Origin of the sequence: Siccirubricoccus phaeus (genome assembly GCF_008360935.1) — a bacterium.
Classification (GTDB): Bacteria; Pseudomonadota; Alphaproteobacteria; order Acetobacterales; family Acetobacteraceae; genus Siccirubricoccus; species Siccirubricoccus phaeus.
This window is the reverse complement of sequence record NZ_SRXO01000020.1, coordinates 18,626-38,536: the sequence shown is the minus strand read 5'-3', so window position 1 is coordinate 38,536 and position 19,911 is coordinate 18,626. Positions and strand designations below refer to the sequence as shown.

22 protein-coding genes are annotated in these 19,911 nt (G+C 72.0%); 13 read left to right on the top strand and 9 right to left on the bottom strand.

Annotated features, from left to right (window positions below):
- Positions 1-40: 40 nt before the first annotated feature.
- The gene (locus E5N76_RS22685) at positions 41-1,174 is read left to right on the top strand and encodes a M20/M25/M40 family metallo-hydrolase (RefSeq protein WP_149539617.1); all 1,134 of its coding nucleotides are present in this window, start codon (positions 41-43) and stop codon (positions 1,172-1,174) included.
- 162 nt (positions 1,175-1,336) lie between these two features.
- On the opposite strand, the gene E5N76_RS22680 is transcribed toward E5N76_RS22685, so the two are convergent.
- On the bottom strand, positions 1,337-2,350 hold the full coding sequence (locus tag E5N76_RS22680) for an NAD-dependent epimerase/dehydratase family protein (protein WP_149539616.1): 1,014 nt from the start codon (positions 2,348-2,350) through the stop codon (positions 1,337-1,339).
- Between the two features lie 172 nt (positions 2,351-2,522).
- Here E5N76_RS22680 and E5N76_RS22675 point away from each other — a divergent pair, with 172 nt between their 5' ends.
- Positions 2,523-3,497 (top strand): Bug family tripartite tricarboxylate transporter substrate binding protein, encoded by a 975-nt coding sequence (locus tag E5N76_RS22675; RefSeq protein WP_149539615.1) that lies wholly within the window; start codon positions 2,523-2,525, stop codon positions 3,495-3,497.
- Positions 3,498-3,641: 144 nt separating this feature from the next.
- On the opposite strand, the gene E5N76_RS22670 is transcribed toward E5N76_RS22675, so the two are convergent.
- Positions 3,642-3,878 carry a hypothetical protein gene (locus E5N76_RS22670; RefSeq protein ID WP_149539614.1) on the bottom strand — a complete coding sequence of 79 codons (237 nt, stop codon included), beginning with the start codon at positions 3,876-3,878 and terminating at the stop codon, positions 3,642-3,644.
- 135 nt (positions 3,879-4,013) lie between these two features.
- Here E5N76_RS22670 and E5N76_RS22665 point away from each other — a divergent pair, with 135 nt between their 5' ends.
- Positions 4,014-4,439, top strand: a complete 426-nt coding sequence (locus E5N76_RS22665; RefSeq protein WP_149539613.1) for a hypothetical protein — start codon at positions 4,014-4,016, stop codon at positions 4,437-4,439.
- A 7-nt stretch (positions 4,440-4,446) separates the two neighbouring features.
- Here the strand turns inward: E5N76_RS22665 and E5N76_RS22660 are convergent, their stop codons facing one another.
- From E5N76_RS22660 to proB, 6 genes are all read right to left on the bottom strand, one after another.
- Positions 4,447-4,896, bottom strand: a complete 450-nt coding sequence (locus E5N76_RS22660; protein WP_149539612.1) for an acyl-CoA thioesterase — start codon at positions 4,894-4,896, stop codon at positions 4,447-4,449.
- A complete protein-coding gene (locus E5N76_RS22655; RefSeq protein WP_149539611.1) occupies positions 4,889-5,506 on the bottom strand; it encodes a phosphohydrolase in 618 nt (205 codons plus the stop codon). The genes E5N76_RS22660 and E5N76_RS22655 overlap by 8 nt, the downstream gene beginning before the upstream one ends.
- Positions 5,507-5,578: 72 nt before the next feature.
- Positions 5,579-6,334, bottom strand: coding sequence for an MBL fold metallo-hydrolase (locus E5N76_RS22650; protein WP_149539610.1), 756 nt, complete (start codon positions 6,332-6,334; stop codon positions 5,579-5,581).
- 19 nt (positions 6,335-6,353) lie between these two features.
- Entirely contained in the window at positions 6,354-6,830 is a 477-nt protein-coding gene (locus tag E5N76_RS22645; RefSeq protein WP_149539609.1) for a GNAT family N-acetyltransferase, read from the bottom strand.
- Between the two features lie 2 nt (positions 6,831-6,832).
- Entirely contained in the window at positions 6,833-7,828 is a 996-nt protein-coding gene (locus E5N76_RS22640) for an asparaginase (protein WP_149539608.1), read from the bottom strand.
- 197 nt (positions 7,829-8,025) lie between these two features.
- Positions 8,026-9,168, bottom strand: a complete 1,143-nt coding sequence (gene proB / locus E5N76_RS22635; protein WP_149539607.1) for a glutamate 5-kinase — start codon at positions 9,166-9,168, stop codon at positions 8,026-8,028.
- 342 nt (positions 9,169-9,510) lie between these two features.
- Here proB and E5N76_RS22630 point away from each other — a divergent pair, with 342 nt between their 5' ends.
- From E5N76_RS22630 to E5N76_RS22605, 6 genes are all read left to right on the top strand, one after another.
- Positions 9,511-10,488, top strand: coding sequence for a Bug family tripartite tricarboxylate transporter substrate binding protein (locus E5N76_RS22630; RefSeq protein WP_149539606.1), 978 nt, complete (start codon positions 9,511-9,513; stop codon positions 10,486-10,488).
- Between the two features lie 190 nt (positions 10,489-10,678).
- The gene (locus E5N76_RS22625; RefSeq protein WP_187830332.1) at positions 10,679-11,908 is read left to right on the top strand and encodes an MFS transporter; all 1,230 of its coding nucleotides are present in this window, start codon (positions 10,679-10,681) and stop codon (positions 11,906-11,908) included.
- On the top strand, positions 11,905-12,096 hold the full coding sequence (locus E5N76_RS22620) for a twin transmembrane helix small protein (protein WP_149539604.1): 192 nt from the start codon (positions 11,905-11,907) through the stop codon (positions 12,094-12,096). The genes E5N76_RS22625 and E5N76_RS22620 overlap by 4 nt, the downstream gene beginning before the upstream one ends.
- A 154-nt stretch (positions 12,097-12,250) precedes the next feature.
- A complete protein-coding gene (locus tag E5N76_RS22615; protein ID WP_149539603.1) occupies positions 12,251-13,000 on the top strand; it encodes an electron transfer flavoprotein subunit beta/FixA family protein in 750 nt (249 codons plus the stop codon).
- A gap of 2 nt (positions 13,001-13,002) precedes the next feature.
- On the top strand, positions 13,003-13,932 hold the full coding sequence (locus E5N76_RS22610; protein ID WP_149539602.1) for an electron transfer flavoprotein subunit alpha/FixB family protein: 930 nt from the start codon (positions 13,003-13,005) through the stop codon (positions 13,930-13,932).
- Between the two features lie 415 nt (positions 13,933-14,347).
- Complete coding sequence (locus tag E5N76_RS22605; protein WP_149539601.1) at positions 14,348-15,226, top strand: 3-hydroxybutyryl-CoA dehydrogenase; 879 nt, start codon at positions 14,348-14,350, stop codon at positions 15,224-15,226.
- 158 nt (positions 15,227-15,384) lie between these two features.
- On the opposite strand, the gene E5N76_RS22600 is transcribed toward E5N76_RS22605, so the two are convergent.
- Complete coding sequence (locus tag E5N76_RS22600) at positions 15,385-16,269, bottom strand: helix-turn-helix transcriptional regulator (RefSeq protein ID WP_149539600.1); 885 nt, start codon at positions 16,267-16,269, stop codon at positions 15,385-15,387.
- 86 nt (positions 16,270-16,355) lie between these two features.
- On the opposite strand from E5N76_RS22600, the gene E5N76_RS22595 reads away from it, so the two are divergent.
- The 4 genes from E5N76_RS22595 to E5N76_RS22580 all read left to right on the top strand — a co-directional run bounded on the left by E5N76_RS22595 (position 16,356) and on the right by E5N76_RS22580 (position 19,887).
- Complete coding sequence (locus tag E5N76_RS22595) at positions 16,356-17,060, top strand: ABC transporter permease (RefSeq protein ID WP_149539599.1); 705 nt, start codon at positions 16,356-16,358, stop codon at positions 17,058-17,060.
- The gene (locus tag E5N76_RS22590) at positions 17,060-17,788 is read left to right on the top strand and encodes an ATP-binding cassette domain-containing protein (RefSeq protein ID WP_149539598.1); all 729 of its coding nucleotides are present in this window, start codon (positions 17,060-17,062) and stop codon (positions 17,786-17,788) included. Before E5N76_RS22595 ends, E5N76_RS22590 begins: the two co-directional genes overlap by 1 nt.
- Before the next feature lie 139 nt (positions 17,789-17,927).
- Entirely contained in the window at positions 17,928-18,764 is an 837-nt protein-coding gene (locus E5N76_RS22585; RefSeq protein ID WP_149539597.1) for an ABC transporter substrate-binding protein, read from the top strand.
- Positions 18,736-19,887, top strand: a complete 1,152-nt coding sequence (locus E5N76_RS22580) for a molybdopterin-binding protein (protein WP_149539596.1) — start codon at positions 18,736-18,738, stop codon at positions 19,885-19,887. The genes E5N76_RS22585 and E5N76_RS22580 overlap by 29 nt, the downstream gene beginning before the upstream one ends.
- Positions 19,888-19,911 lie beyond the last annotated feature (24 nt).

Below are 19,911 nucleotides of genomic sequence, written 5' to 3'. Positions count from 1 at the left end.
CGCACCCGCCCCTCCCCTGGCGGCCATGGAGAATTGTGCGATGGATGCCCCCGTTCTCGACCTGCCCTTCGACGCCGCGGCGATGATCCCCGGGCTGAAACGCTGGGTGGCGTGCGAGAGCCCGACCTTCGACGCCGCCGCGGTCGGCCGCATGATGGACATTGCGGCGCGGGACCTCGCCCTGCTGGGTGCGCGGATCGAGGTGATCCCCGGCCGCCTGGGTTATGGCCCCTGCCTGCGCGCCAGCTTCGGCCACCCCAGGGCCGGCGAGCCCGGCATATTGGTGATGGGCCATATGGACACCGTCCATCCCATCGGCACGCTGGAGCCCTTGCCGGTGCGGCAGGAGGGCAACCGGCTTTACGGGCCGGGGGTCTATGACATGAAGGGCGGCAATTACATCGCCGTCGAGGCCATCCGGCAATTGCTGAAGGCCGGCATCCCCACCAGCCGGCCGGTGACCGTGCTCTTCACCTCGGATGAGGAGGTCGGCAGCCCCTCCACCCGCGACCTGATCGAGGCCGAGGCGGCGCGCCATGCCGTGGTGCTGGTGCCGGAGCCAGCGCGGCCGGATGGCGGCGTCGTCACCGGCCGCTACGCCATCGCCCGCTTCAACCTGCGCACCACCGGCCGGCCCAGCCATGCCGGGGCGCGGCTGGCGGATGGCCGCAGCGCCATCCGCGAGATGTGCCGTCAGGTGGTCGCCATCGAGGCGATGACGACGGAGGACGTGACCTATTCCGTTGGCGTCATCCATGGCGGGCAATGGGTGAATTGCGTCGCCACCTATTGCGATGCGGAGAGTCTCTCCATGGCCAAGCGGCAGGAGGACCTGGATGCGGCGGTCGAGAAGATGCTCTCCCTGCGCCCTACCGGAAATGACGTGCAGCTCGAGGTGACGCGCGGCGTGACGCGGCCGGTCTGGGAGCCGGATGCGAAGGGGATGGCGCTGTACGAGACCGCCCGCGGCATCGCCCGGAAGATCGGCTTCGACATCAACCACCAGAGCGCCGGTGGCGGTTCGGACGGGAATTTCACCGGGGCGATGGGGATCACCACGCTGGACGGGCTCGGCGTGCAGGGCGCCGGCGGGCACACGCTGGAGGAGCATCTGGTGATCGACAGCCTGGTGCCGCGGGCGAAGCTGCTGGCGGGGCTGCTGCAGGTGGTGTGATCGCAGAATGGGGGCTCCGCCCCCATGCCCCCGGCAGAGGGCGCCGCCCTCTGCACTCCCGCCGGGGGGAAAGCTTCCCCCCGGACCCCGCCCCGAGCCGGCAGGTTGAACCCACGGGTCTGAAACTCGGACCGGGGGTTCGGGGGCAGCGCCCCCGATCTTTTACTCCGCCGCCTTCGCCTCGTTCCCATCCCGCCAGGCGATCAGCCGCCGCAGCCCCTCGCGCATATCCACCTCCGGCTTCCAGCCGATGGCGTTGAAGGCTTCCTCATGTGCGATGCGGAAGGCGCCGCCGCTGGTCAGCCGCACCTTGCCGTCGCTGCCGACGAACTCGGGCGCCGGCCCGCCGCCCGCCAGCTCCGTCACCAGCTTCACCAGCTCCAGCGTGGTGATCGGCGCGACGCCGGAGGCATTCACCGCCACATCCGTCGCCGCGCTCTCGAAGGCCATGCGGTTGGCCCGCGCCAGATCGCCGACATAGACGAAATGCTTGGTCTCGGAGCCGTCGCCGAAGACCTGCGGCGCCTCGCCGCGGCGGACCTTGTCGATGGTCTCGATGATGTAGAGGGCGTTGGCCGCGCGGTAGTGCTGGCGCTCGCCATACACGGTGGAGTAGCGCAGCACCACGTAGTCCTGCCCCCATTTGCGGAAGGCGTCGCGGCAGAGCTGCTCGCCGATGATCTTGCTGGCGCCGTAGAGGATGGCGGCCGGCGGCGCGCCCACCGAATGGAAGGGCGTGCTCTCCACCAGCTCGCCGGAGACGCCCGGGCCATAGCCATAGACGGCGTTGGAGGAGGCGAAGACGACCTTCTTCACCTTGTTCGCCCGGCAGGCCTCCAGCGCGTTCTGCACGCCGCGGATGTTCACGTCGAGCCCGCCCCAGGGGTCGCGGTCCATGGAGAGCGTCATGAAGGCGGCGAGCTGCAGCACGCCGGCCGCACCCTCCGTCACCCGCAGCAGATCCGCCATGCGCATCACGTCGCCGCGCACCAGCTTCAGCCGCGGATGGTCCTTCACATGGGCGATGGCGGCTTCCGAGCCGAAGGCGAAATTGTCGAACAGCACCACCTCCGCCGCGCCATGGTCGAGCAACTCCCCGGCCGTGGCGGAGCCGACGAGGCTGGCGCCGCCGATGATGACGAAGCGGTTGCCGGAAATGGGCACGGAGGCGGGCATGTTTCTCTCCCCAGGGGATGGCTGCCCGCATCCAAGCGCGGACCGGGCCCGGGGGAAAGGGGGCGCGCCGAGGTTGTCTCCGCCGCCGGACAGGTGCATGTAGCGCCCGTCCGCGTGCCGGGGTGACCCTGCTGTTGCCTTTCCGGCGCGCGCCGGAAGGAAGGTCCCCCCTATGAACATCCTGTCCCGTCGCGCCGCCCTGGGCGGCGCCGGCAGCCTGTTGCTTGCGCCCCGCCTCTCGGCCCAGCCCGCCTGGCCCAACCGGCCGGTGCGCATCATCGTCCCCTTCAGCGCCGCCGGCACCACGGATATCGTCGCCCGCCTGCTGGTGGAGCCGCTCTCGGCCCGGCTCGGCCAATCGGTGGTGGTGGAGAACCGGCCTGGCGCCGGCGGCAATATCGGCGCGGAGGCGGTGGCCAAATCCACCGACAATCACACGCTGCTGATGACGACGATCGGCACGGCGGCGATCAATTACGGCCTCTACCGCACCACCATGCCCTACAAGCCGGAGGATCTGGTCGCGGTTTCCAACGTCGCCGGCGTGCCGAACGTAATCCTCGCCGCGCCGAACCTGCCGGTGAAGACGCTGGCGGAGGCGGTGGCGCTGGCGAAGACCCGCAGCGGCGGCCTCACCATCGCCTCCTCCGGCAATGGCACCTCCCTGCACCTGACCGGGGAGTTGCTGAAGCAGGTGGCGGGGATCGAGCTGGTGCATGTGCCCTTCCGCGGCGCCGGCCCCATGCTGACGGAGGTCATCGCCAGCCGGGTGGATCTGGCGGTGGACAATCTGCCCAGCTCGCTCGGCCATATCCGCGACAACCGGGTGAAGGCCCTGGCGGTGACGACGCCGCAGCGCAGCCCGGCGGTGCCCGACGTGCCGACCACGGCGGAGGCCGGCTATCCGGCGCTGGACGCCACCGCCTGGTTCGGCATCCAGGCCCCGGCGCGGCTGCCGAAGGAAGCGGTGGCGCGGCTTTCCCAGGCGCTGCAGGCGATCGTCAAGGAACCGGCGATGCAGGCGAAGATCGCCGAGCAGGGCGCGGTGCCGATCGGCGACACGCCGGAGCATTTCCAGGCCTTCATCGCGTCCGAGATCGCCAAATGGGACCAGGTGATCCAGAAGGCCAATATCAGCCTGGAGTAGTTCCCCATGACGTTGCTGCGCAACGCCTGGGGCCCTCCGACTCTCTGTTCGCGCAAGGCCTCGCACAGCCCTCCGCGGCAAAGCCGCGGAGGGCAGCGGGCGGCGCCAGCTCCGGCGGGCGTCGGCCCGAGCGGTGGGGACGGGTCAGCCCGCCTTCCCGGCCTCCTCCTCGCCCTCCTCCGCCATCGCCAGCAGCTCCGCGGTGCTGAGCAGCAGCACCCGGCGGGCGTCCAGAAGCTGCGGCGCCTGGTGCTGCAGCGTCTCCCAGCGCGCCTCCACCGCGTCCAGCGCGGCGTCGAGGCTGGGGAATTCCTCCTGCTCCGGCGCCGGGCGCCCGCCGCGCCACCGCAGATAGACCGGCCCCTGACCCTGTTCCGCCATGCGTGACCCTCCTGTGGCGCTTCCTTTGCGTTACGTCGGCGGCGGCTGACAAGCCGCCCCTGAGTCCCCAGATGAGCCGGGGCCGCCCGGGCGCGCGCCGGGCCGGCTGGCCATCTCAGCCAGGGGGAGGGCGATATGCGCTACATCTGCGACGCGCCAGGGGGAATGAGCTGGTTCCGCCTGGAAACCGAGACCGAGGCCGCGCAGGAATCCCAGCTCATGCGCCATGCGGTCGAAAAACACTACCGGCGGGCGCGGGAGGATGCCGCCCAGGGCTTCAACCCCGCCGGCATTCCCTTCATCGAGCAGGATATCCGCCGCGCCACCCATATCGAGCGGACCATGCCGGTGTTCATGACCCTCCGGGATGCCGAGGGCAATGCGCTGGTGACGGCCATGCTGCCGCCGCCCAGCCAGGGGGTGCAGGGCTTCCGGCCCATCGTCGTCGGCGCGGCCAACAGCGACCCCTTCCCGGATTACGGGCCGGCGATCGAGGCGCTGGCGCGGCATCTGCGCCTGACCCTCGACCCGGCGCTCTGCTACCCCTACCGGCGGGGCTGAGGGCGGCTCAGCCGGGCTTGCGCTCCGGCGGGATGCGCTCGAAGGCCAGGATTTTCGCAATGAAGGGCTCCGGCAGCGGCGTCGGCCGGCGGGTGTCGCGCGTGGCGTTCACATAGGTCAGCCGGCCGGCGACCAGCAAAGTGCCGTCCCGGAAGCAGCCCATGCGGAAGCGGAAGCTGCTGCGGCCGAGATAGTCGATGCGGGCGGCGATCAGCAGCGCATCGTCATGCCCGGCCGGGGCGTGGAAATCCAGCGTGGCATTCACCGCGAAGACATCCGTGCCATGGGCGGCGAAGCCATTGGCGCCGCGCCAGCCCAGGGCACGGAGATACTCGGTGAGACCGATATCGAAATACATCAGGTAATTGGCGTTGAAGACGATGTTCTGCGGGTCCAGCTCCGCCCAGCGGACGCGCAGGGGGTGGGTGAAGGCGAAATCATCCAGGGTTTCAGCCATGCGGGTCGGACAGCCGGGCAAGGGTGGCGAGGAAGCGTTCGGCGGCGATCTCCGGCGGCCAGGGCTGCCAGGGCCGGTCGCCCAGGGCGGCCAGCGGGTCGGCGGCCAGCAGCGGCGCGCGGATGCCGAGCGTGAAACGAACCTCCTCCGGCGTCCAGCCGGCGACATGCACGGCTTCGGCGGCGGCCAGGGCGATGTCGCAGGCCTTGTGGGCGCGCTTGGAGTCCTTGGTCCAGGCGGGCAGGGCGTAGCGGAGGGCGACGGCCTGCTGCAGGCGGGATTGCAGGGCGGCGAAAGCGGCGCCGAGGAAGGGCTTCAGCGGCGAAATGCAGTCGAAGCCGAGCAGGCCCTCCTCGGCATCGTGCAGGAGCTCGCGCCGGGCTTCGTCCTGGGTGAGGCCGCCCTTGGTGCGGGCGCGGCGCAGGGCGAGGACGGAAAGGGAATGCTGGGCGACGGAAAGCGGGGCGCCAGGCCAGATGGAATGGCCGCCCCAGCGGAAGGTGCGGGACAGGCCGATGGCCAGGTCCTCATCGGTCCAGTCGAAGGGGGTGGGGGAGAGAAGGTCCAGGCGGCGGCCGGAGGGGAGGCGGACCCAGGCGCGGTCAGGCACGGCGCTGTCTTGAGGGTCGCGCCGTAAGGCGCGCCTTACGGCGCGACGCCCTCCCTCGACACCGCGCCGCCATCAAAAGCGCGGCGCCGATATGTCGAACTCCTCCATCACCGCCAGATCCTCGTTGAACCAGGCCGCGATCCCCGCCCGCCGCTGCCCGATATATTCCGGCTTCCCCGCGGCACCCAGACGCATGGTCAGGTCATGCCCCGGGATCAGCAGCGTCCCCGGCTCCTGCTTCCACAGCCCCCAGATGCGGTCCAGGCTGGCGCGGCTGGCGCCGGCATCCATGGTCATGTCCGTGGTCATGGAAAGCATCTCGGCACGGTTCTTCGCCGCGTCGCCGCTGAACACCACCGGCACCTCGCCCCCCGTCATCCGGAACACCAGGCAGCCCGGCGTATGCCCCGGGCAGAGATGCGCGGTGAGGCCGGGCAGGAAGGCCTCGTCATCCTCCAGCAGATGCAGCTTCGGGTGCTTCGCCAGATCCTGCACATACAGCTCCGGCAGCGGGTTGAAGCCGACCGGCGTGCTGGTCGCCCACTCCATCTCGACGCGGCCGATCCAGACATCGGCATTGGGGAACAGGGTGTAGTTCACCGAATGGTCCCAATGCGCATGGGTCAGCACCACATCGGTCACGCTCTCCGGCGCGCAGCCCGCGGCCTTGAGCTGCCGGCCGAATTCGCCGCGAATGGCGAAGGCGCCGACATCGATGAGGATGGTCCGCCCCTGCCCGCGCAGCAGCGCGATGGTGGACCAGCCCAGGCCGCCATGGCAGAGCGACTTGCCCGGATAGCCCTGGATCAGCACGTCCAGCTTGTACATCGCGCCCATTCCTCCCGCGTCATCCTCGACCCGCCCCGATGAGCGGGCGCCGCATCAGGATCACCTCGTGGTCCCTCTCCCGCTCGATGCCCGCCCGCGCCCAGCCGAGCCGGAGATAGAAGGGCTCGGCGGCCAGGGTGTAGAGCCATAGTACCGGCACGCCCGACCGGCGCGCAAAGCCCTCCACCTGCCGCACCAGCGCGGCCCCATGGCCGCGGCCGCGGCATTCGGGCAGCACGAACAGCCCGGCGAGCCAGGGCGTGAGATCGGGCCGGGTCTCCAGGTCCTGCTGGACCAGGCCGGCCGTGCCCACCGGCCTCTCCCCCTCGAACAGCACGAAATTGTCCTCCGGCCCGACCGGCGGGGCGAGGATCCAGCCGGTCATCTCCTCCACCGTGCAGCCGCCGGGATGATGGAAGAAGGCTTCCACCCGCCAGCGCGCGACCAGGGGCGCCAGCTCCGGCCGCTGCGAGACGGCGAGGATGCTGCGCTCCATCGCTAGTAGGTGGCGAAGATGCGCGCGATCTCGGCCGGGTCGCCGGAGATGGTCAGCGCCAGCGCCAGCAGGATGCGCGCCTTCTGCGGGTTGAGGTTGTCGGCCGGGATGAAGCCCGCCTCCGCCAGCTTGGTGGTGGGGAAGACGCGGCCGCTGCCGGCGCGGGTGGATTGCAGGACGATGACGCCCATCTGCTTCGCCTCCAGCAGCGCCGCGGCATCGCCCGGCGTGACGAAGCCGGGCGCAAAGCCGGCCACCACGATGCCCTTGGCACCGGCGGCGGTGAAGGCGCGCACCGCCGTGCCATCCGCCCCCGCATAGGAATAGGCGATGTCGACGCGCGGCAGCTCGGCCAGCCGGCGGATGTCGAATTCCGTCTCCGGCGCCAGCTTGCGCAGCGGGCGGCGATACCACACGACGCGATCGCCATCGGCCTGGCCGAGCACGCCGAAATCCGGGCTGCGGAAGGTCTGCATGCGGCCGGTGGAGGTTTTCGTCACCTCCCGTGCCGCCTGGATCTCGTCATTCAGCAGCACCAGCGCGCCGAGGCCGCGCGCCCCCTCATCCACCGCGACGCGCACCGCATTCACCAGGTTCAGCCCGGCATCGGTGGAAAGCGCCGAGGCCGGGCGCTGCGAGCCGACCACCACCACCGGCACCTTCACCTTCAGCGTCAGGGAGAGGAAGAAGGCCGTTTCCTCCAGCGAGGCGGTGCCATGGCCGATCACGATGCCGGCCAGATCCGGGGTCTCCGCCGCCACCTTGTCGCAGAGCAGGACGAGCTCCTGCCACTCCTTCCAGGCGATCTGCGGCGACGGGACGTTGCGGTAGGGCACGGCGAAGACATCGGCGACGAGCTGCACCTCCGGGAAGCGCTCCAGGATGCCGTCGGCCTGCAGCATCCGCCCGTTGGCGCCGTAATTCACCGTATCCAGCGGCCCCTTGCCGATGGAGGCGATGGTCCCGCCGGTGCCGATGAAGGCAACGCGCTTCCTCATCCCTGCCTGCTCCGCCCGAATTCTACGGGGGTAAAGACTGGCACGGGCGGAGGGCCGCGCCTAGCGCAAGGCCGGGCCCGCAGCCCCGGCCCCGCCACCGCGCCGCCCGTTGCCCCGAAGCGGCTTCGCCGCTTCAGGCTGTGCGAGGTCCCGGGCCCCCAGCGACTCCGGGGCCCCCATCGCGTTGCGCAGCAACGTCATGGGGAAATGAGGACGAGGTCGTCCCGGTGCACGATCTCATCCCGGCCGCGCCAGCCGAGGATGGCCTCGATCTCCTCCGAGCGATGCCCGGCGATGCGCCCGGCATCCTCCGCATCATAGGCGGAGAGACCGCGCGCCAATTCGCGCCCGGCGGCATCGCGCACGCTCACCGGATCGCCGCGGTGGAACTGCCCCTCCACCCCGCGCACCCCGGCGGGCAGCAGGGAGGAGCCGCGGGCCAGCGCCCGCGCCGCCCCCTCATCCACCGTGAGGCTGCCGAGCGGCGCCAGCGAACCCGCGATCCAGCGCTTGCGCGCGGTGCGTCCCTCCGGCGCGGGCAGGAACCAGGTGCAGGGTGCGCCCTCCTCCATCGCCCGCAGCGGGTTGTCCCGCTTGCCCAGCGCGATCGCCATGGCGCAGCCAGCGCCGGTCGCGATGCGCGCCGCGATCAGCTTGGTGCGCATGCCGCCGGAGGAATAGCCGGGCGGCGGCTCACCCCCCATGGCCATGATCTCCTCGCCGATCCGCTCCACCACCGGCAGATGCCGCGCCGCCGGATCCTTGCGCGGGTCGGCGGTGTAGAGCCCGTCGATGTCGGAGAGCAGCACCAGCGCATCGGCGCCGGTCATCTCCGCGACGCGCGCCGCCAGCCTGTCATTGTCGCCGAAGCGGATTTCGGCCGTCGCCACCGTGTCGTTCTCATTGATCACCGGCACGCAGCCGAGTTCCAGCAACGTGCCGAGCGTGGCGCGGGCATTGAGGTAGCGGCGGCGATCCTCGCTGTCCTCCAGGGTCAGCAGCAATTGGGCGGCGGAAAGACCATGGGTGGAGAGCGCCTCCTGCCAGGCGCCGGCCAGGCGGATCTGGCCGACCGCGGCGGCGGCCTGCTTCTCCTCCAGCCGCAGCTTCTTGCGGGTGAGGCCGAGGGCGCGACGGGCCAGCGCAATGGCACCGGAGGAGACCAGCACCACCTCCGTCCCGCGCGCGCGCATGGCGGCGACGTCGGCGGCGACGGAGGCGAGCCAGGCGGCGCGCGGCGCGGCGGTCTTCTCCTCCACCACCAGGGCGGAGCCGATCTTCACCACCACCCGCTTCGCCTCCCGCAACAGGGGAAGGGCGGGGCCTGAGGGAGCTGCCATATCCATGGCACGGGCGCATAGCATGGGCGGGAGGCTGGGGGAAAAGTCGGGGGCTTCGCCCCCGAACCCCCAGCAGAGGGCTCTGCCCTCTGCACTCCCGCCGGGGAGGGGACCCCTCCCCGGACCCCGGTCCGAGTCGGCCGGTTGAACTGCAAAACTCACACCGGGGTCCGGGGGGTGGTCCACCCCGGCGGGATTGGCGGCACTGCCGCCAACGGGCAGCGCCACTGGCCAGGGGCATGGGGGTGGAGCCCCCATTACGCACGCCACCCCGCTTGACCCCCACGCTCCGCAGCCGGCAGGCTTGCCGCAAGCGGCGGCGCCGCGACGGAGGAAACGAGCATGCCCCGAGCCATGCGCCTCGGGCGCCGGGCGATGCTGGCCCTGGCCCTGGCTACCCCTGCCCTGGCCCAGGCACCGCTGCCCTGGCCGGCCCGCGGCATCCGGCTGGTGGTGCCCTTCGGCCCCGGCGGCCCCACGGACATCATGGCCCGCGCCCTCTCCCACGGCCTGACCCCCGCCCTCGGCCAGCCCGTGGTGGTGGAGAACCGGCCGGGCGGCGGCGGCAATATCGGCGTCGCGCATGTCGGCCGCGCCGCGCCGGATGGCTATACGCTGCTGGTCACCTCCACCGGCTTCGTGGTGAATCCCAGCCTGTTCCGCAGCCCGGGCTACGACCCCTTCCGGGATTTCGCCCCGATCACCGAGCTCGGCGCCTCCCCCAACGTGCTGCTGGCGCGGCCGGACAGCGGCATCGAGTCGGTGGCGGCGCTGGTGGAACGGGCGAAGGCGGCGCCGGGCGTGCTGAACATGGCCAATCCCGGCATCGGCTCCACGCCGCATCTGACGGCGGAGCTGCTGCGGCTGAAGACCGGCATCGAGGTGGTGCAGGTGCCGCACAACAGCGCGGCGCTGGCCGTGCAGTCGCTGCTCGGCGGCACGACCAGCATCGGCGTCACCGCCCTGCCGCCGGCGCAGCCGCAGATCAAGGCCGGTGCGCTGCGGGCCCTGGCGCTGACCGGCGCGCATCGCTGGCCGGACCTACCGGAGGTGCCGACCATGCAGGAGCTGGGCTATGAGGGCTTCATCTCCGAAACCTTCCAGGGGCTGCTGGCCCCTTCCGGCACGCCTTCCGCCATCCTCGCCCGCCTGGCCACGGCGGCGCGGGCGGTGCTGACGGCGCCGCAGATGGCCGCGCGGCTGCGCGCCGCAGGGTTCGAGCTAAGGCTGGCTGGGCCCGAGGCGCTGGCCGACCGCATCGCCCACGAAGCGCCGATGTGGCAGGAGGTGATCCGCGCCGCCGGGCTGCCACAGGAATAGCGGCGGCGCGGCAGAGGGCAGCGTTGCCGGGCGCTGCCGCCCTCCCGCCGGCGCCTCGCGGCCGGCAGGCGGCGCGACCGATCGCGATCCGCCGCCCTGCCCGGCGGTCCGGCTGGCCGGCATCGCGCCTGCCCAACCCCGCGCGGCCGCCGGGTTGCCGAGGCCCGGCCGGGCCGGCAGGATGCGCCGGATGCCATCCGGACCTTCCATCTGGCTGGTGATGCTGGCGCTGCTCGGCACCCATCTGGCCGGAATGGGCACCTTCCTCACCCTGCCCGTCCTCGCCCCCGCCATCGCCGCGGAGCTGGAGCTGCCGGCGAGCCTGGCCGGGGTGCACACCGCCCTCGCCTATGCCGGCGCGCTGGTTTCCGGCCCCTTCGCCCAGGGGCTGCTGCGGCGGCATGGCGGCATCAGGGTCTGCCAGGCGGCGCTGGTGGTGATCGCCGCCGGCATCGCGCTGGCGGTACTGGGCCACCCGCTGGCGCTGATCGCCTCCGCCGTGCTGGCCGGCGCCGGGCACGGGCCGCTGACGCCGGCCGGCAGCCATGTGCTGGCGGCGCGCACCCCGCCGCAGATCCGCAGCCTGATCTTCGGCCTGAAGCAGACCGGGGTCCCGGCGGGGGCGATGCTGGTCTCGGTCATCGCGCCGGTGGTCGGCAGCCTCTATGGCTGGCGGGCCGGGGTGCTGGCCATTGCCCTTTTCACCCTGCTGCTGGCCCTGGCCCTGCAACCGCTCCGCGCCGTCCTGGATGCGGACCGGGACCCGAAAGCGCCCAGCCGCGCCGCCTTCGGGGAGGCGCTCGGCAGCCTCCGCCTGCTGCGGGAGCATGCGCCGCTGCGCGCCACCAGCCTCTATGGCTGCGGGCTGGTGGTGGGGCAGTTCGGCTTCTTCTCCTTCTTCGTCGTCTGGCAGGTGCAGGCGCTGGGGATGGGGTTGGTGGAGGCGGGGATGACGCTGGCCATCGGCCAGGGCGCCGGCATCCTCGGCCGCATCCTCTGGGCGGTGCTGGCGGACCGAAGCGGCGCCCGGCCGGTGCTGAGCGTCATCGGCATCGGCGCCTGCCTCTCCGCCCTGCTGCTGGCGCTGGCCGGGCCAGGCCTGCCCTGGCTGGGGGTGGTGGCGCTGGCCGCCGCCATGGGCTGCTTCGCCGTGGGCTGGACCGGAGTGCTGCTGGCCGAGGTCGCGCGCCTCGCCCCGCCCGGCCGGGTGGGCGGCGCCACCTCCGCCATGGGCTTCGCCATGGCGCTGACGCTGATCCTCTCGCCCAGCCTGCTCTCGGCGCTGGCCGGCCTCACCGGCGGCTATGCGGCGGGCTTCGCGCTGTGCGGCGCGCTGGCGGGGGCGGCGGTGCTCATTCTCCGCCGTGGCACCGTCCCCACCCTTGCGGTTTCCCGCGCGCGGTCCAGAGTCACCTCATGAAGCTCTTCCTCGGCATCCTCACCGGCATCGCCATGCTGGCGACGCTCGGCACCCTCTTCGCCGGCATGCTCGGGCTGGTGCGACAAAGCGGCGACGCGGAGCGCTCCAACCGGTTGATGCGCTGGCGGGTCATCCTGCAGGGCGTCACCCTGGCGCTCTTCGCCCTGCTGCTCCTGGTTTCGCGCTGACGCCCTCGGACGTCCCCCGGCGCCCGCGGGCCCGGATGTGGGGGTTTTTTGACAGCAGCGACGGCGTCGCCCTATTTTGCCGCCCGATCCGCGGGCGCCGGGCTTCGCCGGGCACCCCGCTTCCCCAACAACGAGCCAGGAAACGGCAGCGGCGATGAAGCTTCTCGTCCCCGTCAAGCGGGTGGTGGACTACAATGTGAAGGTCCGCGTGAAGGCGGATGGCACCGGCGTCGAGACGGCCAACGTCAAGATGTCCATGAACCCCTTCGACGAGATCGCGGTGGAAGAAGCCGTGCGGCTGAAGGAGAAAGGCGTGGCGACGGAGATCGTCGCCGTCTCCTGCGGCCCCACCGCCTGCCAGGAGCAGATCCGCACCGCCCTCGCCATGGGCGCCGATCGCGGCATCCTGGTCGAGCATGACGGGGTGCTGGAGCCGCTGGCGGTGGCCAAGCTGCTGAAGGCGCTGGTGGCGAAGGAGAATCCGGAGCTCGTCATCCTCGGCAAGCAGGCGATCGACGACGACATGAACGCCACCGGCCAGATGCTGGCGGCGCTGCTGGGCTGGGCCCAGGGCACCTTCGCCAGCAAGGTGGAGAAGGATGGCGACAAGCTAAAGGTGACGCGCGAGGTCGATGGCGGGCTCGAGACCGTCTCGCTCAAGCTGCCGGCCATCGTCACCACCGACCTGCGGCTGAACGAGCCGCGCTACGCCTCGCTCCCCAACATCATGAAGGCGCGGAAGAAGCCCATCGAGAACGTGAAGCCGGCCGATCTCGGCGTGGACGTCACGCCGCGGCTGACCGTGCTGAAGGTGGAGGAGCCGGCGAAGCGCCAGGCCGGCAAGAAGGTCGGCTCGGTGCAGGAGCTGGTGGACAAGCTGCGCAACGAAGCGAAGGTGATCTGAGCATGGCCGTTCTCGTTCTTGCCGACCATGACGGCAGCGCGCTGACCCAGCCGAGCCGCAGCACCATCGCCGCCGCGGCGAAGCTCGGCGAGGTGCATGTGCTGGTGCTGGGCGCCGCCGCCGCGGCGCAGGCCGCCGCCCAGGTGGCGGGCGTCGCCAAGGTGCTGCACTCGGAGGCCGAGCCCTACGCGAACGGGCTGGCGGAGCCGGTGGCGGCGCTGCTGGTGGCGCTGGCACCCAATTACTCCCACCTGCTCGCCCCGGCCTCGGCCGCGGGCAAGAACGTCATGCCGCGGGTCGCCGCGCTGCTCGACGTGCAGGTGATCTCCGACATCGCCGGCGTGGTGGATGCCGACACCTTCGTGCGCCCGATCTATGCCGGCAACGCCCTGGCGACGGTGAAGAGCGCCGATCCGAAGAAGGTCATCACCGTCCGCGCCGCGAGCTTCGACCCGGCCGCCGCGACCGGCGGCAGCGCCGCGGTGGAAGCGGCGCCCTCGGCCGATGATCCCGGCCTCTCCAGCTTCCTCGGCGCCGAGATCGCGAAGAGCGAGCGGCCGGAGCTGACCGCGGCGCGCATCGTCGTCTCCGGCGGCCGCGCCATGGGGTCCTCGGAGAACTTCAAGATCATCGAGGGCGTGGCGGACAAGCTCGGCGCCGCGGTCGGCGCCTCCCGCGCCGCGGTGGATGCCGGCTACGCGCCGAACGACCATCAGGTGGGGCAGACCGGCAAGATCGTGGCGCCGGAGCTCTACATCGCCGTCGGCATCTCGGGCGCCATCCAGCACCTGGCCGGGATGAAGGACAGCAAGGTCATCGTCGCCATCAACAAGGACGAGGAAGCGCCCATCTTCTCCGTCGCCGATTACGGGCTGGTGGGTGACCTGTTCAAGCTGATGCCGGAACTCGAAGCCGAGCTGGCGAAGAAGTAAGACCTCAGGCTAGTGTCCTGCCCGCGAAGTTCGCTGGCTTTCCAGCGAACGCAGCGGACAAGCAGGCCACTGAAAACAAAAGCTAGAGCAGATCGCCGGAGGGCGGCATCGCCCGGAGGCGTGAATCTGCTCTACCATCCATAAGCTAGAGCGGTTTCGCGCTGCACAGTCAGCGTGAAACCGCTCTAGTGGCCCGAGAACGAAGTCCGCAGGACTTCGGAATCGGGACACTAGAGCAGCCCCGATCTGCCGGATCACGATGTGATCCGACAGATCGGGGATAAGCTGCTCTAGATTTCATATTTTCTAAAGCAAGAGACCCGGTCAGGTGTTTCCACTTGGCCGGGTCTTGCTTTAGGAGGAGGCCGCCCGACGCCCGCGCGTCCGGCGGCCTTTTTCATATGGAGGGGCGGAGATGACGGAAGTGCGGAAGCTCGGGGTGATCGGCGCCGGCCTGATGGGCAACGGCATCGCCCATGTCGCGGCGCTGGCCGGCGTGCAGGTGGCGCTGGTGGATGTGAACGCCCAGGCGCTGGAAAAGGCGCTGGCGACCATCGAGAAGAACCTGGAACGCCAGACCACCCGCAAGGCGATCCCGGAGGGCGCGAAGGAGACCGCGCTCGGCCTGATCGCCACCGGCACCGATTACGCCGCCTTCGCCGATTGCGACTTCGTCGTCGAGGCCGCGACGGAAAATGAAGAGATCAAGAAGAAGATCTTTGCCAGCGTCTGCCCGGTGCTGCGGCCGGATGCGCTGCTCGCTTCCAACACCTCTTCCATTCCCATCACCCGGCTCGCCGCGGCGACGGACCGGCCGGGCCGCTTCCTCGGCATGCATTTCTTCAACCCGGTGCCGATGATGAAGCTGGTGGAGGTGATCCGCGGCCTGGCCACGGAAGACGCCACGGTGGCGGCGGTGACGGCGCTGGCGGAGAAGATGGGCAAGACGGTGGTGCCCGCCGCGGACTACCCCGGCTTCGTCGTCAACCGCATCCTCTGCCCCATGCTGAACGAGGCGATCTTCGCCCTGATGGAAGGCGTGGGCGATGTGCGCGCCATCGATGAGGGGATGAAGCTCGGCGCCAACCACCCGATGGGGCCGCTGGAGCTGTCCGACTTCGTCGGGCTGGATACGCTCTACTCCGTGCTGAAGGTGCTGCATGAGGGGCTGGGCGACCCGAAATACCGGCCCTGCCCGCTGCTGGCGAAATATGTCGAGGCGGGGTGGCTGGGGCGGAAGACCGGCAAGGGGTTCTACGACTACTCGACGACGCCGCCGACGCCGACGCGGTGAGTGTTGGGGCGCGCTGCCCCCGAACCCTGGGCAGGGGCGCTGCCCGTTGGCGGCAGTGCCGCCAACCCCCGCCGGGGGTGGACGCCCCCCGGACCCCGATCTGAGTTTGCTGGTTCCACGCGCCGGCTCACGCCGGGGTCCAGGGGCAGCGCCCCTGGCTACAGGTTGAACGCCACCCTCCCCGTCTTCCCCAGCGCATAGCCGCCCAGCCGCGCCCCCCGCGCCGCGAATTCCGCCCCGCGCGCGAAGCCCAGCAGCGCCTGCATGGCCGGCGCGAAATACTGCCGCCGCGGCATCACCAGGTCGAAGCGCTCCGCGATCAGCGGCACGAAGCCCAGCCCGCGGGACCCGGCCTCCGCCCGGATGCCGAAGCCCGCCTCCGCCCGCCCCTCGGCGACCGCCGCCGCCACCTCATCCTCCGACATGGCGGGCGCCGGCAGGAAGCCGATCTGCTCCAGCCGGATCCCGGCCTCGGTCAGCAGATGGGTCAGCAGCACATGGCTGCCCGCCCGCGCCTGCCGCCCCGCGACGCGGATGCCCGGCCGCGCCAGCGCCGCCACCTCCCCCAGCCCCGCCGGATTGCCCGGCGGCACGATCAGCCCCTGCTCCCGCCATGCCCAGGTGATCCCGACCACGCCCCAGCCCGGCAGGGCCTGCCGCACCGCCGGCTCGTTGAAGGCGCCGGTATCGGGGTCCAGCAGATGGGTGGCGGCGGCCATCGCCTCCCCCGCCGCCAGCGCCGCCAGCCCGTCCAGGCTGCCGCCGCTGCGCAGCGCCAGGCCGCAGCCGGATTGCCGCACCGCCCAATCCAGCAGCGGGTCATGGCTGCCGGCCAGGATGGGCGGCGGGTCCGGCCGCGGGGCGGTGGTGCCGGCCGCCGCCTCCGCCGCCAGCCAGGCCTCCAGCAGGCGGCGAGGGAACAGCCATTTGCCGCCGAGCTGCGCCGCCGGCAGCCGGCGCTGCCGCGCCATCTCGTACAGGCTACGCTCGGAAAGGCGGAGGAAGGCAGCGGCCTCCCGCAGGGTCAGGACATCCGGCAGCATCCGGCAGATTCCGGCAGGTGCCGCACCCTATTCCGGATTGACCGCGACCGATACCGCCCGCCACAAGGCTGCACCGGGAGAGCCGCGTGCAGGACCTCGCCACCGCCTTCGCCACCGCCCTCGGGCTGGTCGCCACCGCCGACCCGGCGGTGACCGGCATCCTGCTGCTCTCGCTTCGGGTCAGCCTCACCGCCGTGGCGCTGGCGGCGCTGGTCGGCCTACCCCTCGGCGCCCTGCTGGCGGTGGCGCGCTTCCCCGGCCGGCGAGCCGTGCTGGTCACGCTGAACGCGCTGATGGGCCTGCCGCCGGTGGTGGCCGGGCTGCTGATCTACCTGCTGCTCTCCCGCGCCGGGCCGCTCGGCCCGCTGGGCCTGCTCTTCACCCCCACGGCCATGGTCATCGCCCAGGCGGTGCTGATCGCCCCCATCCTCGCCGCCCTCTCCCGCCAGGTGCTGGAAGGGCTGTGGGAGGAATATGCGGAACAGCTCCGCAGCTTCGGCGCCGGGCCCTGGCGGGCGGTGCCGACCCTGCTCTGGGACGGGCGCTTCGCCCTGCTGACCGTGCTGCTGGCCGGCTTCGGCCGGGCCGCGGCGGAGGTCGGCGCGGTGATGATCGTCGGCGGCAATATCGAGGGTTTTACCCGGGTGATGACCACCGCCATCGCGCTGGAGACCAGCAAGGGCGACTTGCCCCTGGCCCTGGCGCTGGGCCTGATGCTGATGGCGATCGTGCTGGCGGTGAACGCCCTGGCCCAGGGGCTGCGGGACGCCGCGGCGGGAAGCGCCGGCTGATGCGCCTGCCGGACAGCATCCTGCCGCTGCTCGTGGAGGGGCTCTGCTACCGCGCCGGGGCGGTGGAGATCCTGCGCGATGTCGGCTTCACCCTGGAGGCCGGTGGGCCAAGCCTCGTCATCGGCCCGAACGGCGCGGGGAAAAGCGTGCTGCTCCGGCTGCTGCACGGGCTGCTGGCGCCGAGCGCCGGGCGCATCCACTGGGGCGCGCCGGAGGGGAATGTTCCGGTGGCGCGGCGGCAGGCGATGCTGTTCCAGCGGCCGGTGCTGCTGCGGCGCTCCGTGCTGGCCAACGCGGCCTATCCGCTGCGCCTGGCCGGGCTGGGGCGGGCGGAAGCGGCGGCGCGGGCGCGGGAGGGGCTGGCGCTGGTGGGGCTGGAGGGGCTGGCGGAGCGGCCGGCGCGGCGGCTTTCCGGCGGGGAGCAGCAGCGGCTGGCCCTGGCCCGCGCCGCGGCGCTGCAGCCGGAGGTGCTGTTCCTGGACGAGCCCTGCGCCAACCTCGACCCGGCGGCGACGCGAGCGGTGGAGGAGATCGTCGCCACGCTGGCGGCGCGGGGCACGAAGATCGTGATGACGACGCATGATCTGGGCCAGGCGCGGCGGCTGGCGGCGGAGGTGCTGTTCCTGCACCAGGGGCGGCTGCTGGAGCAGGCACCGGCGGAGGCGTTCTTCGCCGGGCCGGCAACCGCCGAGGCAAGGGCGTTCCTGCGGGGGGAGCTGCTTTGGTAAGCGCGGTGATGAGGCAGGGCGCCAGCCTCGGCAGACCGAACCCGCGAGGCCCAAACCCATGGTTTCCAAAGGCCCTTCGGCCTTTGGCGGGGAGAGTTTGAGAGGGGCAGAGCCCCTCTCAAGTCACGGGAGAAGACCCATGCCCATCCTACGCCGTACCCTTCTTCTTCTGGCCGCCTTCCTCGCCTGGGCCGGCACGGCCACGGCGCAGGAGCGCAGCATCACCGTCGCTTCCACCACCAGTACGGAGCAATCCGGCCTGTTCGGCCATATCCTGCCCCTCTTTACCCAGGCCACCGGCATCGCCGTCCGCGTCGTGGCGCTCGGCACCGGCCAGGCTCTGGATGTCGGCCGCCGCGGCGACGCCGATGTGGTCTTCGTCCATGACCGCGCGGCGGAGGAACGCTTCGTCGCCGAGGGCTTCGGCGGCCCCCGCCGCCATGTGATGTACAACGACTTCGTCATCATCGGCCCCGCCGCCGACCCTGCCCGCATCGCCGGGCTGCGCGACAGCACGGCGGCGTTGCAGCGCATCGCCGCCGCCCGCGCCCTCTTCGTCAGCCGCGGCGACCGCAGCGGCACCCATGCGGCAGAGCTGCGCCTCTGGCAGCAGGCCGGCATCGATCCGGTGGCCGGCCGCGGCCAGTGGTACCGGGAGATCGGCCAGGGCATGGGCCCCGCGCTGAACAGCGCCGCGGCGCAGGACGCCTATCTGCTGGCGGATCGCGGCACCTGGCTCAGCTTCCGCAACCGCCAGACTCTCAAAATCCTGGTGGAGGGCGATGCCAGGCTGTTCAACCAGTATGGCGTCATGCTGGTGAACCCGCAGCGCCACCCGGGGGTGAAGGCGGCGGAGGGCCAGCGTTTCATCGACTGGCTGGTCTCCCCTGCCGGCCAGGCGGCGATCGCCGCCTACAAGATCGACGGCGAGCAGCTCTTCTTTCCGAATGCCGACAAGCCGGAGCCCGGCGCCTGAGGTGGCGGCGCCGCTCCGCCTGACGGCGCCGGAGGCGGCGCTGGCGCAATTGCTGGCCCTGGCGCCCGGGCCGGTGGCGCCGGCGGCCGTGCCGGCGAAGGACGCGCTGGGCCTGGTATTGGCGGAGGATATCCGCGCCGCGGCGCCCGTACCGCCCGCGCCGGTGGCGCGGCGGGACGGCTTCGCGGTGGCGGCGGCAGCGACGGAAGGCGCCGGCCCCTATGCACCGGTGCCCCTGCCCGCCCCGCCCCCGGCGATCAGCGTGGGGGAGGCGCTGCCGCCCGGCTGCGACGCCGTGCTGCCGGGCTTCGACCTGCTGGCCGGCCCATTCCCCCAGGCGCTGCAAACCCTGGCGCCGGGCGAGGGCGTGCGCCACCCGGGGGAGGACATTCCCGCCGGCACGCTGCTGCGCCCCGCCGGCGAGGCGCTGGCCCCGCGCGACCTGCCGGCCCTGGCCGCGCTGGGCCTGGACCTTGTGGCGGTGCGCCGCCCGCGCCTCGGCTGGATCGCCACGGGGGCGGAGATGCTGGCGGACCCGGCCCGGGACCGGCTGCGCGGAGTAGTCGCCGCCCTGGCGCCGGAGGCCGCGCTGCACCCGCTGCCCCCGATCCCGGATGAGCCTGCCGCCATCGCCGCCGCGCTGCGCGGCGGCGCGCCGGCGCATGACCTGCTGCTGCTGGTGGGCGGCACCGGGGAAGGCCCCATGGATGGCAGCGCCGAGGGCCTCGCCGCCGCCGGCCGGCTGGCGTTACATGGGCTCGGCGCCCGGCCGGGCATGACCGCCGGCTTCGGCGAGGTCGCCGGCCGCCCGGTGCTGCTGCTGCCGGGCCAGGCGGAGGATGCCATCGCCGCCTTCCTGTTGCTGGGGCGGCCCCTGCTGGCGCAGCTCGCCGCCGCTCGCCCTGTCGCGCCCCGCCGGCTGCGCCTGACCCGCAAAGTGGCCTCCGCCGTCGGGCTGGCGGAATTCGTGCCGTTGCGGGAAGTGGCGCCGGGCGAGGCGGAACCGCTGGCCGTGGGCGGCCTGCCGCCCGCCGCCCTGGCGGCCGCCTCTGCCCTGCTGCTGGTGCCGCCGGGCTCGGAAGGCTTCGAGGCCGGGGCGGAGGTTGCCGCCCTGCCGTGGTGAGTTCCGCCCGGCCCGAGGGTCCGC

Coding starts and splice junctions, on each gene's coding strand:
- E5N76_RS22640 (WP_149539608.1), bottom strand. CDS start 7,828: ATGAGGAAGCGCGTTGCCTTCATCGGCACCGGCGGGACCATCGCCTCC.
- E5N76_RS22615 (WP_149539603.1), top strand. CDS start 12,251: ATGAAGCTTCTCGTCCCCGTCAAGCGGGTGGTGGACTACAATGTGAAG.
- E5N76_RS22675 (WP_149539615.1), top strand. CDS start 2,523: ATGAACATCCTGTCCCGTCGCGCCGCCCTGGGCGGCGCCGGCAGCCTG.
- E5N76_RS22590 (WP_149539598.1), top strand. CDS start 17,060: ATGCGCCTGCCGGACAGCATCCTGCCGCTGCTCGTGGAGGGGCTCTGC.
- E5N76_RS22625 (WP_187830332.1), top strand. CDS start 10,679: ATGCCATCCGGACCTTCCATCTGGCTGGTGATGCTGGCGCTGCTCGGC.
- E5N76_RS22685 (WP_149539617.1), top strand. CDS start 41: ATGGATGCCCCCGTTCTCGACCTGCCCTTCGACGCCGCGGCGATGATC.
- E5N76_RS22610 (WP_149539602.1), top strand. CDS start 13,003: ATGGCCGTTCTCGTTCTTGCCGACCATGACGGCAGCGCGCTGACCCAG.
- E5N76_RS22665 (WP_149539613.1), top strand. CDS start 4,014: ATGCGCTACATCTGCGACGCGCCAGGGGGAATGAGCTGGTTCCGCCTG.
- E5N76_RS22620 (WP_149539604.1), top strand. CDS start 11,905: ATGAAGCTCTTCCTCGGCATCCTCACCGGCATCGCCATGCTGGCGACG.
- E5N76_RS22680 (WP_149539616.1), bottom strand. CDS start 2,350: ATGCCCGCCTCCGTGCCCATTTCCGGCAACCGCTTCGTCATCATCGGC.
- E5N76_RS22605 (WP_149539601.1), top strand. CDS start 14,348: ATGACGGAAGTGCGGAAGCTCGGGGTGATCGGCGCCGGCCTGATGGGC.
- E5N76_RS22650 (WP_149539610.1), bottom strand. CDS start 6,334: ATGTACAAGCTGGACGTGCTGATCCAGGGCTATCCGGGCAAGTCGCTC.
- E5N76_RS22670 (WP_149539614.1), bottom strand. CDS start 3,878: ATGGCGGAACAGGGTCAGGGGCCGGTCTATCTGCGGTGGCGCGGCGGG.
- proB (WP_149539607.1), bottom strand. CDS start 9,168: ATGGCAGCTCCCTCAGGCCCCGCCCTTCCCCTGTTGCGGGAGGCGAAG.
- E5N76_RS22660 (WP_149539612.1), bottom strand. CDS start 4,896: ATGGCTGAAACCCTGGATGATTTCGCCTTCACCCACCCCCTGCGCGTC.
- E5N76_RS22580 (WP_149539596.1), top strand. CDS start 18,736: ATGCCGACAAGCCGGAGCCCGGCGCCTGAGGTGGCGGCGCCGCTCCGC.
- E5N76_RS22630 (WP_149539606.1), top strand. CDS start 9,511: ATGCCCCGAGCCATGCGCCTCGGGCGCCGGGCGATGCTGGCCCTGGCC.
- E5N76_RS22645 (WP_149539609.1), bottom strand. CDS start 6,830: ATGGAGCGCAGCATCCTCGCCGTCTCGCAGCGGCCGGAGCTGGCGCCC.
- E5N76_RS22600 (WP_149539600.1), bottom strand. CDS start 16,269: ATGCTGCCGGATGTCCTGACCCTGCGGGAGGCCGCTGCCTTCCTCCGC.
- E5N76_RS22585 (WP_149539597.1), top strand. CDS start 17,928: ATGCCCATCCTACGCCGTACCCTTCTTCTTCTGGCCGCCTTCCTCGCC.